Below are 11,541 nucleotides of genomic sequence, written 5' to 3'. Positions count from 1 at the left end.
GTGATGGGGTGGCGGTTGGGTTTGTGAGCGGTTTACGACCCCAAGGCGACGCGCCCTGGCTTTGCCCGGCCCGACATATGGAACGCCGGGGCCTTTTGCGCTAACCCTTCAGCCTACGCTTCGTTTCTGCTTTTAGGACTTGCGAATGAACGATCTCGAGCTGTCGCCGATGCTGCCCCTGACATGGATCTGCTCGGCCTTCTTGTCCTCAGCATGGGCGGGTATGGCTGAGATCGCCGACAGGCCGAACACAAGGGCGGGGAGAAAGTTCGTTTTCATCTCGTTCTTCCTACTAGTTGGTAGTTTTATCGGTCGCAATTGTCACTCCGGGCGATCATTCCGCCCGGAACCTTATCGAGCGACGGTTGGAGACAGCCGCTGCAGGGTCGGGGCCAGAATGGTCGCAAACACCTCCGGCGTCCCGTAAGCCCGTGCCGAAAGCATGGCGCCATGGACGTAGGCCATGAACATTTCGGCCTCGACGCCAGGTTCGCTGGAGAGGGTCAAAGCCCCGGTCTCGGCGCCGCGTTCCATGACCGAGGTCAGCCATGCCGAGAGAAAGCGGAAAAACCCCTTGACCTCCCCGGCCACTTCGGGCGGCAGCGCCGGCAACTCGCTTGCCAGCAGGGCGCAGACGCAAAACGGCCGGCTGGCATCGTCGATGCATTTGGCCCAGTGGCCCGCATAGGTTTTGAGGAGCGCGAGCGGATCCTGCACGTTCCGCTCCAGAGCCGCCACGCCGATCTCGGCATCCTCCCGATATCGCTGGATAAGCGTGCGCACCAGATCGGTCTTGCTCGGAAAATGGTGATGGATGCTGGCCTTGCGGATGCCGACGACCTCGGCAATATCGGCATAGCTGAAGCCGTTATAGCCGCCGGTGGTAATCAGCGCCCGCGCCGAGGCGAGGATCTCATCGGAGGTCGTCAGAAGATTGCTCATAGGATGCTTCTACCTTCCAGTAGGTAGGCCGTCAAGCGAAAACGATAGCTGTTTGCCCTCCGGTTCGAGACGCCTGAGACGGAAAAACGATGACGTTGACGGCGGAGGCTCGCTCGATTAGCACTTTGCTGGCAGCGATTCAAACGCGCTGCCGTAGGCGTTACCGTCATCCAACGCGTCCTTTGTCGAAAAGGTCCCAGCAGGGAGAAATCGATTTTAAAGGCGCGCGGGATTGATTGATGTCGTTACTCCGATGCCGCAGCCTTTCCTGAAACGACACTTTTGGAAAGAAACACGCATGAGAATGACCGACAACACCATCCTTATCACCGGCGGCACCAGCGGCATTGGCCGGGCGCTGGCCGAAGCTTTTCATGATCGGGGCAACCGCGTCATCGTCACCGGCAGGCGGCAGGATCTGCTTGAGCGGATCGCTGCCGAACGCCCCGGCATCACCGGCCTGCAGCTCGACCTCGACGACCCCCATTCCCTGGCGCGGCTGGCAGACGATGTCCGGCGGCGGTTCCCCGAGCTGAACGCGCTGATTGCCAATGCCGGGATTTCGAAAACGGAGGACATAAGGTCCGGTGATTGGGATGTGGCTGAGGCCGAAGCGATCGTCCAGACAAATATCCTCGGTGTGCTGCGGGTGACGGCGGCCTTCCTGCCGATCCTGCGGGAGCAGAGCAACGCGGCGATCATGGCGACCACGTCCGCACTCGCCTTCGTGCCGCGCGCCAACTTCGCCACCTATTGTGCCAGCAAGGCCTTCCTGCATTCATGGCTGGTATCGCTGCGCCACCAGCTTCGCGGCGTGCCCGTCGAAGTGCTCGAGATATCGCCGCCCTATGTCCAGACCGAGCTGACCGGCGCTGCCCAAGCGGCCGACCCGCGCGCCATGCCGCTGAACGTCTACATCGCCGAGGTCATGGCGATGCTTGAGCAAGGCAACCACCCGCGCGGCGAGCTGGTCCTTGAAAGTGACCAGGCGCGCCGCTGGGCCGAACGCGATGGTACCTATGACAGCATTTTCGCCGCCATGAACCCTCTCTGAAAACGCGATCGCGCCGAGCGCGCCGCCCCGGGTTTCGCTCCTTGTGCGCTTGTCGCGTTCCTTCCTGTCACCCATCGGTCGAGAGGGTGACAGGCTTCCACGCTTCGATCTCTTGGCTAAGCCGGGCGATCCTGCCCGTCACATGCTTCAGCGCATCGCTGCCGAGCAGAAGCTGCGGCGGTGGCGTGTCGGATTCCACCAGCGCCAGGACGGCGGCGGCCAGCTTGGCGGGATCGCCGAGCTGCTTGCCGCTGACCGCCTGACGCGCCTGACGGATCGGATCGAACAGCGCGTCGTAATCGGCGATCGACCGCTCCGTGCGGACCATCGATCGCCCGGCCCAGTCGGTTCGGAACGAGCCGGGGCACAGCGTCGTCACATGCACGTTGAACGGCGCCATTTCCGAGCGCATCACCTCCGATATGCCTTGAAGCGCAAACTTGCTGCCGCAGTAATAGCCGATGCCGGGCATGGTGATCATGCCGCCCATCGAGGTGACGTTGACGATGAACCCCTTGCGTCGGGCGCGAAACCTCGGAAGAAACGCCTTGGCCACCGCCACGGCGCCGAAGACGTTCACCTCGAACTGACGCCGCATCTCCTCGATCGGCGACTCCTCGAGCACGCCCTCATGGCCGTAGCCGGCATTGTTGATCAGCACGTCGACCGGCCCATGCGCGTCCTCCGCCTGGCCGACGACGTCAGCGATCCGGTCGAACTCGGTGACATCACAGAGGACCGGCCGTAGGGCAGGCAGGGCTGTGGCGAGGGCTGTGCGTGAGGCCTCCGAGCGAACGGCGCCAATCACCGTATGGCCGGCCTCGACCGCCGCCGTCGCAATGGCCAGCCCGAAGCCGGAATTGGCGCCGGTGATGAAGAAGGTTTTTTTCGACATGATCTGCAAACACTCCTTGATTGGGGATGTTTGACAAATAATATGATAAGAGCGGTGCTTCGATAGCGGATTGTCTGAATATGTTGCCAAATCCTATCAACGAGCGGGACTCATCCAGGCGGCTGGAAATGGTCGAGCTGGCCGCTGCGCTCGCGCCCCGCCACGGCTACAATCCAACGGCGCTCCGCTCCGTCCGCCTGTTGCGGACAGAAGCGGTGCTCGGCGATGTGCCCGTGCTTTATAAACCAGGCGCGGTGTTCGTCCTGCAGGGCAGCAAGCAGGGCATCCTCGAAGGGGAAGTCTTCACTTACGATGAGGACCATTATCTGGCGGTTTCGCTGCCCGTTCCCTTCCGGATGAAGTCGACGGCCAGCGCCGAGCGACCGTTGCTGGCCGTCTATGTCGAGTTCGACATGCAGATGGCAGCCGAGATCGCCCTGCAGGTGGAAAAACACACCGAACTGAGAAGCGACGCGCCGAAAAGTCTCGTGTCGAGCCGGATGGTTGGCGATATCGAGGATGTCCTGCTGCGCCTGCTGACGGCGCTTCGCAGCCCCGCCGACGTCGCCGTGCTCGGCGCCGGCCTGCTGCGTGAACTGCACTACCGGGTGCTGGTCGGGCCGCAAGGCGGCGCGATGATCGCGGCGCTGCAGCAAAAAGGCCGATCCGGAAAGATCATCCGGAGCCTCGCCTGGTTGCGGGAAAACTTTGGCTGCGAGATCGCGGTCGCCGATCTGGCCCGGGAGGTGGGCATGAGCATTCCCTCCTACCATGTCCACTTCAAGGAACTGACCGGCAGCAGCCCGATGCAATATGTCAAAGCGATCCGCCTCCACGAAGCACGGTTGATGATCGCGCGCCAGACGCGCACGATCGCCGAGGTCGCAGCCTCGGTCGGCTATGCTAGCCCGGCCCAATTCAGCCGCGACTTCAAACGCCATTTCGGCCGCACGGCATCGGAAGAGACACAGTGGGTCCAGCGCCATCTGGGCGAGGTGGGGTGAGGAACAGGCACAGACTAAGCTGAGAACTGATAATCTGGGGATGACCGAGATTAGTGGAAGCGGTCGCTTCTTTCCACGCCGATGCCGTTCCGATAGCTTGGCTGAATGGACGTTCTGGATTGGTTTGCTCGCTGGTATGAAGCGCAATGCGACGGAGATTGGGAGCATGGGTTCGGTCCCGTGATCAGCACCATCGATAATCCGGGCTGGTCATTGAAGATCGACCTTGCTGGGACGGACTGCGACGGTCGGACCCTTGGTCGCATCACGCACAACTACGAGCATGAAGTCGAATGGTGGACGTGTTGGACAGAGGGCAATGTGTTTTATGGCGCTGGCGGACCACTTAGCCTTCGTTCGCTACTTGAGGCGTTCCGAGTCTGGGCAACAAGCGTCCGCGGGTGAGGCGAATGCGTAGATGCAAATTCCAGCTTGCCGCCGCCGTGCGCTTCGTCGGCGACAACGAGATGCGTAAAACCAGAGACGTAAAGCGCGACGAACGAGCCTTAAAATTGCGACGCGATTCGGTTGTGGGATGGGCAGGAGTGGGCCGCACAGAGTATCGAAGTGCATGGCTGTGTTGTGACGCACCTCCGCACGGCCCATCATACTTACGATTGGCGAAGCCACTTGTTCCCGAGCGGAGGGAAAAATTCTCATCATCCAAATTTTCATGTTTTCACCACCGAAAAGAACAGGAACCGCGGCATCGTCGTCAGGCTGCGATAGGCCTCAGGAAACAGCGTCCGGGCGCGAGGATCGGGCTGCGGCTCGCTGACGATATCGATCTGAAATCCGGCCGCCTTGACTGCGTCGAACATGGCGTGTAGCGGCCGATGCCAGAAGCGCATGGCGATCTGCTTTTCGCCGCGCTGCCAGGTCTCGTCAAAAGTGTAGGTCTCGAAATAATTGTCGCGGCCGCTCGACGGGTGATCCATGAAGGGATGGTGAGTGGAGAAAACCAGGCGGCCGCCTTGCGGCAGCAGCCGGTTGAACTCCTTGAGCGGCCCCGACCAGTCCGGCAGATAATGCAGCACGAGCGAGGCGAGGATCAGCTCGAAGGCTTGATCCTCGAACGGCAGGGCGTCGCTGAGATCGGCCTGCAGCAGGCACGCCCGCCCTTCGAGGCGACATTGCGCGATCTGCAGCATGCCGGCGCTGGAATCGATTCCGGTGACATCTGCCCCGCGCGCAATCAGCTCTGCCGCATGCGCCCCGCCGCCGCATCCCGCATCGAGCACGCAAAGCCCGGCGACCTCGCCGACCAAGGCAAGAATGGCCGGCCGCTCGTAATAGGCATTCCAGGCATTGACCTCATTATCCGCGTCGTATGCCGCCGCAAAGGCATCATAATCATTCTCGGCCATGGTTTGCCTTTGCGGAGGGTGTCGGAAGATTGCGTTTGGTGATGCGGTATCCGGTTAAGGGTGCGACCGCACCCTTTTCGCGAGAATGACTGGCAAATGCAAGTTGAGAGCATGGCTGCCCCTCACCCTAACCTGCCGGGGTCGAGCCACTCGTCTCGACCCGTCCTTCGGACCCCCGTAAAAAACGGGGCGAGGGGACGTGCCCCGCGAGACGTTGGCGAGGGACAGAGAGGTCGCGGCATATCCCCTTCGCCCCATTTACGGGGAGAAGGTGGCGGCAGCCGGATGAGGGGCACGCGGCGGTCTCCTGAGCCTACGAGGGTGTTCAAAATGTTCCTCCGATACCTCTGCCGGTGTGCCGTGGCCGCCCCCCTCTGCCCTGCCGGGCATCTCCCCCACAGGTGGGGAGATTGGCTGGGCGCACTGGCTTCCCCAAACAACTGCCGTCACAGTCCGGCGAAACGGTAGAGAGACGGGAGGGTTTAGCCACTTGTGATCTCCCCACCCGTGGGGGAGATGCCCGGCAGGGCAGAGGGGGGCTGCCGGGCACGCCGGCAGAGGTATGGGATAACGAAGATCCAGGGGGCGGTTTGCCAAACTCCCGGCCGATCCCACCGAACCGCTGCCGCCACACTCGCCGCCCTGATGCCGCCGAGCCATCCGATTCCACCAATGGACGGCTAAATCGTCGCGGCGACCTTCGCTGCCGCGGCGGCGAGCCAGTCTAGCGCCGGATCCGGCGCGGCACCGGCGAGGCGGGCCAGGCCGATCGTCCATGCGGGAAGCGGGGGCGGCTGGGGATGGATGGCGATGGCTGCGGCGTCGGCGAGGCGCAGCGCTACACGCTCGGCCAGCAGGGTGACGAGGTCGGTCTCGGCCACGATGAACGGCGCGGCGAGAAAGCTTGGCAGGGTCATGACGACGCGGCGGGAAAGGCCGGCTTCGCGCAGGTTGTCGTCGAGACTGCCGGCCGCATCGCCGCCGAGCGAAACCAGCAGGTGGTCGAGCCCGGCAAGCGTCTCCAGGCTCATCTCGGCGGCCAGCACCGGGTGGCCTTTTCGAGCCACCAGCACCAGCCGCTCGCTGAAAAGCGGTGTCAGCACCAGGGCGTCGGGCGCTGCCGCCAGCGGGCCGATCACCAGGTCGATATCGCGGCGGCGGAGATCATCGAGCAGCGTCTGCCGGCTGATCGACCGCCGCCGTATGTCGATCCCGGGCGCCAACACCCGCAGCTCGGCCATCAAACCCGGCATCAGCACCAGATCTGTATAGTCCGAGGCTCCGATCGAGAGAGTGCGCACCGCGCGGGCGGGATCGAAGCCGGCCTCGCTGCCATCGGCGAGAACCGCACGCACAGCCGCCAGCGCATGACCGATCGGCGCATCCAGCGCCTCGGCGCGCGGCGTCGGCCTGATGCCGCCGGCATGCCGCTTGAACAGCGGATCGCCAAACAGGTGGCGCAGCCGCGACAGGGCATGGCTCACCGCCGGCTGGGTCAGGCCGAGAAGCTGGGCCGAGCGGCCGACATGGCGTTCCCGCATCAGCGTCTCGAACACCACCAGCAGGTTGAGATCGACGCGGCGAAGATCAATTTCATTCATGAATCTAAATTACAATAATGAATTGGATTTATGAAGTGAAATCCGCGAGAAAGCCGCAGTTGAAAACGCGGAGATGAGCGATGGCAGTGGAAATCTGGATCCTGGGTGCCTTGTTCGCAGGGATTATGGCGCTCTACTGGCTGACGCCTCTCGGCGTGCCGGCGCTGAAGCGGATGGGCGGCGGCGAGGCCTCGCCTGACCTTCGCTTCGGCTACCGCCCCGACGAGACCTACCGCCTGCTCGCCCTTTACGGCCCGGCAGGCATCGCCCATTTTCGGCGGCTGCTGTGGATCGACATGGTATTCCCCGGCGTTTACTCGGCCTTCTTCGCCTTGCTGACACTCGAATGGGCGCGTTGGGTTGGTGCAAGCCCGGCCTGGGCCGCGGCCGGCGTCGGATGCGCGGTTGCCGCCGGCACCAGCGACTATATCGAGAACATCCTGCTGATGCGCATTCTCGCCGCCCTGCCTGGCCGCGCCGACGCCGCCGTGCGTGCGGCAAGCCTCTTCACCCGGGCGAAATTCGTCTTCTCCAATCTCACTTTGGCAATCCCGGTGGTCCATTGGCTCGTCGCCCACCTGGCTTGAGAGCCGGATGAGGGCAGGCGGCAATCTCCCAGTTCGAGGAAGGCATTTTCTTCCCACACCTCCGCCGGCGTTCCGTGGCCGCCCCCCTCTGCCCTGCCGGGCATCTCCCCCACAGGTGGGGAGATCACAAGTGGCGAAACCTTCGCATCCGTCTATCGTTTCGCCGGGCTGCGACGCCAGTTGTTTGGTGAAACCAGTGAGCCCAGCCAATCTCCCCACCTGTGGGGGAGATGCCCGGCAGGGCAGAGGGGGGCTGCCCCGGCACGACCCTCAGGGCCTGGGATAACGGAGGGTTGGGCGCGCGGTTTCGCCAAACCGCCGGCCGAGGCTAAGCCTTGCCCAGATGCTTCGGCCAGAATTCCTGATGCACTGCGGCGGCTTCGTCTTCGAGGTTCGTCGGACCAACCACGGTGACGATGCGCGCGCCGGTCTGCAGCACCGCCCGACTTGGCACGTTCAATCCGATCCCGGCGATCTCGCCGAGCCGGGCTTCGGAGCACGCAAACACCATACGCCCGATGCCCGACCAGTAAATCGCCCCGGAGCACATCGCGCACGGCTCCGTGCTGGTGTAGAGCGTGCAGTCGGCGAGAAAACCGGTGTCGTAGTGCTGCGCCGCAGATTTAACCAGGTTCATCTCGGCGTGGTTCGTCATATCGTGGCCGGTGAAGACGCTGTTTTCGGCGCGCAGGATGACCTCGCCGTCCTTTACGAGCACCGAGCCGAATGGTTCGTCGCCTCGGTCCATCGCCGATTTCGAGAGCGCAATCGCCTCGCGTAAAAACGGCTCGTGGTTTTCCATCAGTGTCTCCCCAAGAGTTAGAGCGGGGGATTTTGTCTTGAATCGGAGGGATTTCCAAGGGCTCAAATCCGATTGGGGATCGGCGATCCGGATCGCGGTCGCCCCACACTCCAACTCGCCACCTTACGAAAATGTATAGTCCGGGCGAGGTGCCGGTGAGATTTGGGGCGCAGGTTTGGCGCAGTCATTGCCAAGTCGAAGGGCAGATTTCTCATGAACATGCGCGCCACACCTGCCGCCCTGATGCCGGCGATCCATCCGGTCAACCTGCGGGTCAACACCTATCTGATCAATCTCGACCGGGCGCCATTGCGCAGGTTTCGCATGGAGCGGCTGCTGTCCGGCATCGGCCTTTCCTTCGAGCGGGTGGCGGCGGTGGATGGGGCAACGCTCAGCCTGCCGCATCCGGATTTTGACGAAGCCGCTTATCTGAGCCGGCACGGCCGCCGGCCGAACCTTTTCGAGATCGGCTGCTATCTCAGCCACGTCGAATGCGCCTGGCGCTTCCTCTCCGGCAATGCCGAATTCGCCCTCATTCTGGAAGACGACCTCGATTTCGACGACGACCTCGCCGATGTGGTGGAGGCCGCCCTGCAGCACCAGGAGCGCTGGGACATCCTGCGTCTCTCCACCGTCAACACCGGGCGTAAGCACAAGGTGGAACAACTCACCGCGTCGCGCTCGCTCGCCATCGCACTGACCCGCGAAAAGGGCTCCGGCGCCTATCTGATCAACCGCAAGGCGGCCGGCTGGATGGTCGGCGCGCTGCTGCCGATGCGGCTGCCCTACGATCTCGCCTTCGATCTGGAATTCGACGAGGGCTTAAGCGCCTGCTTCGTCGATCCGCTGCCGGTCAGCCAGAGGGCGGATGCCTGCTCGCAGATCCAGGCAGGGCTTTCCGCCTACCGGCTTGGCCGCCGCCGGCCGTGGAGCGTTCTGCCCTATCGCACTGCTGCCGAAATCCGCCGCTTTGCTGCCCGCTTCCGCCGCCTGGCGGCAGCAAGGGTGAACGGCAGGACCGCTCACCCGGGGTGAGAGGTCAGGATCGCTCTCCCGGGGTGAGCGGTCGGGACCGCTCACCGGGGAGTAGCGGAAAGGCGATCGAGACGATCAGGCCGGGTTGATTGTCTCCGACGGTGATCTCGGCAGCATGCAGCTCGGCGATCGCCTTGACGAGGCTGAGCCCGAGCCCGCTTCCGGGCGTCGTGCGGCTTTTGTCCAGCCGGTAGAGCCGCCGGAAGACCTTGTCCCTTTCGCCGGCGGGAATGCCGGGGCCGGTATCGGCGACCGAGAGGATGGCGCGATCGGCCTGGCGACGCAGCGAAACCGTGATGTCAGTTCCGGCCGGGCAGTGGTTGATCGCATTCTCCACCAGGTTGGCGAGCATCTGGGTCAAGAGATCGCGGTCGCCGCGGATCAGCGCCGGGCAGCGCGCCGTGATCCGCAGCACCTTCTGCGCGTCTTCGGCGACATCGACATAGACTTCGGAAATCACCGCAAGCACGGCATCGAGATCGGTCGCCTGGAAACGTTCCCTGCGGGCGCCGGCCTCGATCTGCGAAATGCGCAGCAGCGCCTCGAAGGTGGCGTTGATCCGGTCGCTCTCGTTTCTCGCTTCGTCGAGAAGGGCCGAGACATCCGCCTGCCGGTCATTGCCCGCCACGGCGGCATCGAGTGTCAGCCGCAGCCGGTTGAGCGGCGTTTTCAGATCATGGGCGATATCGGTGCTCACCTGCCGCATGCTCTCGACCAGGGTCTGCAGCCGCACCAGCGCCGCGTTGATCTGGATCGCCACCGTATCGAGATCGTCGCCATTGCCGCGGATCGGAATGCGGGCGTCGAGCGCCCCGTGGGAGACCTCGTTCATGGTGTTGGCCACCCTGTCCAGCCGTGCCTGGGCGCGAACGGCCAGAAACACGCCGCCGCCGATCGCCGTTGCCACGACGATCGCCGCGGCCCATTCGAAGCTGACCAGCACGATCCTCAGCATCTCGTCGACATCGTTAAAGTTGTCGCCGACCACCAGGCTGTAGGGGCCGATCGTCGACACCTGCATGCGGTAGCGTTCGTGCCCCTTCAGCCCGACATCGCGCGAGGTGACGGTATAGACGCCGTTCGGGATCGGCGGTGCGGCGAAATTGCCGGCGAGTTTGTTGCCGGCATGGTCGGTCAGCGAATAGAGCCCGTCCGAGGTCGACTGGAAGCTCGCATAATTGTTCAGCGTGTTGACGAGATCGCCGGTGTCACCGGGCTCGTAGGTCGAAACGATCAGCGAATTCATCTCGGTCAGCGACTGTTCGAGATCGCGGGAGAGGCCAAGGCTGAGCATGTGATAGATGATCGCGCCGCTCAGAAAGAAGGTGACGACGAAGAGCACGCCGAAGGTGACGGCAAGCCGGAACGGCGTGCTCCGGCGGAGACTGGAGAACGATGCCGAAAAGCCTGTGGGGTTGGGAGCCATCATGTTCTAACGCGGCGCATGCAGGCTGTATCCGGTGTTGCGGACCGTGTGCAGAAGCTGGGCCTGGAACGGCCTGTCGACCTTGGCCCTCAAGCGGCTGATATGGGTCTCGACGACGCTGGTCTTCGGATCGAAGTGGAAATCCCAGACACGCTCCAACAGCATCGTCTTGGTGATCACCCGGCCTTCGCCGCGCATCAGCACTTCGAGCAGGGTGAACTCGCGCGGCTGCAGCTCGATCACCTGGCCGGCGCGCCGGGCCTCGCGGCGGATCAGATCGAGCTCGAGATCGGCAACCTTCAGCACCGTCTTCTGCTCCTGCACCGGCGGCCGGCGGCCAAGCGCATTGACGCGCGCCAGAAGCTCGGAGAAGGCGAAAGGCTTGGTGAGATAATCGTCGCCGCCCGCCTCCAGCCCCTCGACCCGGTCATCGACGCCGCCGATCGAGGTCAGGAACAGCGCCGATGTGCCGATCTTGGCGGCCCGCAGCGACCGGACGATCGCCAGCCCATCGAGCCCCGGCAGCATGCGATCGACGACGATGACGTCATAGGCCTCGCGCTGCGCCTGAAACAGCCCATCGCGGCCGTCGCCGACCACGTCACAGACATGACCTGCCTCGGAAAGCCCCTTGGCGATATAATCGGACGTCTTCCGATCGTCCTCGATAAGCAGGATCCGCATCAGCCCGATCATTCCCGGCATGCCCAGGGGACAGTCTAGCCGAGGGCGCGCTTTGGCGACAACTTACGGATTTGTAAGGTGAGGGCGGGGACGTTCTATTTGTGCCGGATGAACCCACTCAAAGGCCGCTGTCCTCGGCAGACG

Annotated in this window: 13 protein-coding genes; 5 read left to right on the top strand and 8 right to left on the bottom strand. The window is 63.5% G+C overall.

Annotated features, from left to right (window positions below; translation table 11 throughout):
* Nucleotides 1-132: 132 nt before the first annotated feature.
* On the bottom strand, nucleotides 133-279 hold the full coding sequence (locus GR197_RS15135) for a hypothetical protein (protein ID WP_164010263.1): 147 nt from the start codon (nucleotides 277-279) through the stop codon (nucleotides 133-135).
* A 72-nt stretch (nucleotides 280-351) separates the two neighbouring features.
* A complete protein-coding gene (locus GR197_RS15130) occupies nucleotides 352-942 on the bottom strand; it encodes a TetR/AcrR family transcriptional regulator (RefSeq protein ID WP_164010854.1) in 591 nt (196 codons plus the stop codon).
* Between the two features lie 298 nt (nucleotides 943-1,240).
* Here GR197_RS15130 and GR197_RS15125 point away from each other — a divergent pair, with 298 nt between their 5' ends.
* A complete protein-coding gene (locus GR197_RS15125; RefSeq protein WP_164010852.1) occupies nucleotides 1,241-1,996 on the top strand; it encodes an SDR family oxidoreductase in 756 nt (251 codons plus the stop codon).
* 67 nt (nucleotides 1,997-2,063) lie between these two features.
* On the opposite strand, the gene GR197_RS15120 is transcribed toward GR197_RS15125, so the two are convergent.
* Nucleotides 2,064-2,891 (bottom strand): oxidoreductase, encoded by an 828-nt coding sequence (locus GR197_RS15120; protein WP_164010849.1) that lies wholly within the window; start codon nucleotides 2,889-2,891, stop codon nucleotides 2,064-2,066.
* Nucleotides 2,892-2,971: 80 nt separating this feature from the next.
* Here GR197_RS15120 and GR197_RS15115 point away from each other — a divergent pair, with 80 nt between their 5' ends.
* Both GR197_RS15115 and GR197_RS15110 read left to right on the top strand, forming a co-directional pair.
* Entirely contained in the window at nucleotides 2,972-3,895 is a 924-nt protein-coding gene (locus GR197_RS15115) for an AraC family transcriptional regulator (RefSeq protein ID WP_164010847.1), read from the top strand.
* A 105-nt stretch (nucleotides 3,896-4,000) separates the two neighbouring features.
* The gene (locus tag GR197_RS15110) at nucleotides 4,001-4,300 is read left to right on the top strand and encodes an immunity 53 family protein (protein ID WP_164010845.1); all 300 of its coding nucleotides are present in this window, start codon (nucleotides 4,001-4,003) and stop codon (nucleotides 4,298-4,300) included.
* A 266-nt stretch (nucleotides 4,301-4,566) separates the two neighbouring features.
* Here GR197_RS15110 and GR197_RS15105 read toward each other — a convergent pair whose 3' ends face one another.
* On the bottom strand, nucleotides 4,567-5,262 hold the full coding sequence (locus tag GR197_RS15105; RefSeq protein WP_164010843.1) for a class I SAM-dependent methyltransferase: 696 nt from the start codon (nucleotides 5,260-5,262) through the stop codon (nucleotides 4,567-4,569).
* 680 nt (nucleotides 5,263-5,942) lie between these two features.
* Nucleotides 5,943-6,863, bottom strand: a complete 921-nt coding sequence (locus GR197_RS15100; protein ID WP_164010841.1) for a LysR family transcriptional regulator — start codon at nucleotides 6,861-6,863, stop codon at nucleotides 5,943-5,945.
* Between the two features lie 80 nt (nucleotides 6,864-6,943).
* Between GR197_RS15100 and GR197_RS15095 the strand changes: the two genes are divergently transcribed.
* Complete coding sequence (locus GR197_RS15095) at nucleotides 6,944-7,450, top strand: hypothetical protein (RefSeq protein WP_164010839.1); 507 nt, start codon at nucleotides 6,944-6,946, stop codon at nucleotides 7,448-7,450.
* A gap of 328 nt (nucleotides 7,451-7,778) precedes the next feature.
* On the opposite strand, the gene GR197_RS15090 is transcribed toward GR197_RS15095, so the two are convergent.
* Nucleotides 7,779-8,252 carry a nucleoside deaminase gene (locus GR197_RS15090; RefSeq protein WP_164010837.1) on the bottom strand — a complete coding sequence of 158 codons (474 nt, stop codon included), beginning with the start codon at nucleotides 8,250-8,252 and terminating at the stop codon, nucleotides 7,779-7,781.
* A gap of 213 nt (nucleotides 8,253-8,465) precedes the next feature.
* Here GR197_RS15090 and GR197_RS15085 point away from each other — a divergent pair, with 213 nt between their 5' ends.
* Complete coding sequence (locus tag GR197_RS15085) at nucleotides 8,466-9,287, top strand: glycosyltransferase family 25 protein (protein ID WP_164010835.1); 822 nt, start codon at nucleotides 8,466-8,468, stop codon at nucleotides 9,285-9,287.
* A 4-nt stretch (nucleotides 9,288-9,291) separates the two neighbouring features.
* Here the strand turns inward: GR197_RS15085 and GR197_RS15080 are convergent, their stop codons facing one another.
* Nucleotides 9,292-10,716: a sensor histidine kinase gene (locus GR197_RS15080; protein ID WP_164010833.1), complete on the bottom strand. Its 1,425-nt coding sequence runs from the start codon at nucleotides 10,714-10,716 to the stop codon at nucleotides 9,292-9,294.
* A 3-nt stretch (nucleotides 10,717-10,719) separates the two neighbouring features.
* Nucleotides 10,720-11,397 (bottom strand): winged helix-turn-helix domain-containing protein, encoded by a 678-nt coding sequence (locus tag GR197_RS15075; protein ID WP_164010831.1) that lies wholly within the window; start codon nucleotides 11,395-11,397, stop codon nucleotides 10,720-10,722.
* Nucleotides 11,398-11,541 lie beyond the last annotated feature (144 nt).

The sequence above is a fragment of the Rhizobium phaseoli genome (assembly GCF_010668805.1).
Taxonomy (GTDB): Bacteria; Pseudomonadota; Alphaproteobacteria; order Rhizobiales; family Rhizobiaceae; genus Rhizobium; species Rhizobium phaseoli_A.
This window is presented reverse-complemented; position numbering and strand designations above follow the sequence as displayed.

Excerpts from the sequence above, each read along its gene's own strand:
- GR197_RS15135 (WP_164010263.1), bottom strand. The coding sequence starts at position 279 with ATGAAAACGAACTTTCTCCCCGCCCTTGTGTTCGGCCTGTCGGCGATC.
- GR197_RS15130 (WP_164010854.1), bottom strand. The coding sequence starts at position 942 with ATGAGCAATCTTCTGACGACCTCCGATGAGATCCTCGCCTCGGCGCGG.
- GR197_RS15125 (WP_164010852.1), top strand. The coding sequence starts at position 1,241 with ATGAGAATGACCGACAACACCATCCTTATCACCGGCGGCACCAGCGGC.
- GR197_RS15120 (WP_164010849.1), bottom strand. The coding sequence starts at position 2,891 with ATGTCGAAAAAAACCTTCTTCATCACCGGCGCCAATTCCGGCTTCGGG.
- GR197_RS15115 (WP_164010847.1), top strand. The coding sequence starts at position 2,972 with ATGTTGCCAAATCCTATCAACGAGCGGGACTCATCCAGGCGGCTGGAA.
- GR197_RS15110 (WP_164010845.1), top strand. The coding sequence starts at position 4,001 with ATGGACGTTCTGGATTGGTTTGCTCGCTGGTATGAAGCGCAATGCGAC.
- GR197_RS15105 (WP_164010843.1), bottom strand. The coding sequence starts at position 5,262 with ATGGCCGAGAATGATTATGATGCCTTTGCGGCGGCATACGACGCGGAT.
- GR197_RS15100 (WP_164010841.1), bottom strand. The coding sequence starts at position 6,863 with ATGAATGAAATTGATCTTCGCCGCGTCGATCTCAACCTGCTGGTGGTG.
- GR197_RS15095 (WP_164010839.1), top strand. The coding sequence starts at position 6,944 with ATGGCAGTGGAAATCTGGATCCTGGGTGCCTTGTTCGCAGGGATTATG.
- GR197_RS15090 (WP_164010837.1), bottom strand. The coding sequence starts at position 8,252 with ATGGAAAACCACGAGCCGTTTTTACGCGAGGCGATTGCGCTCTCGAAA.
- GR197_RS15085 (WP_164010835.1), top strand. The coding sequence starts at position 8,466 with ATGAACATGCGCGCCACACCTGCCGCCCTGATGCCGGCGATCCATCCG.
- GR197_RS15080 (WP_164010833.1), bottom strand. The coding sequence starts at position 10,716 with ATGATGGCTCCCAACCCCACAGGCTTTTCGGCATCGTTCTCCAGTCTC.
- GR197_RS15075 (WP_164010831.1), bottom strand. The coding sequence starts at position 11,397 with ATGCGGATCCTGCTTATCGAGGACGATCGGAAGACGTCCGATTATATC.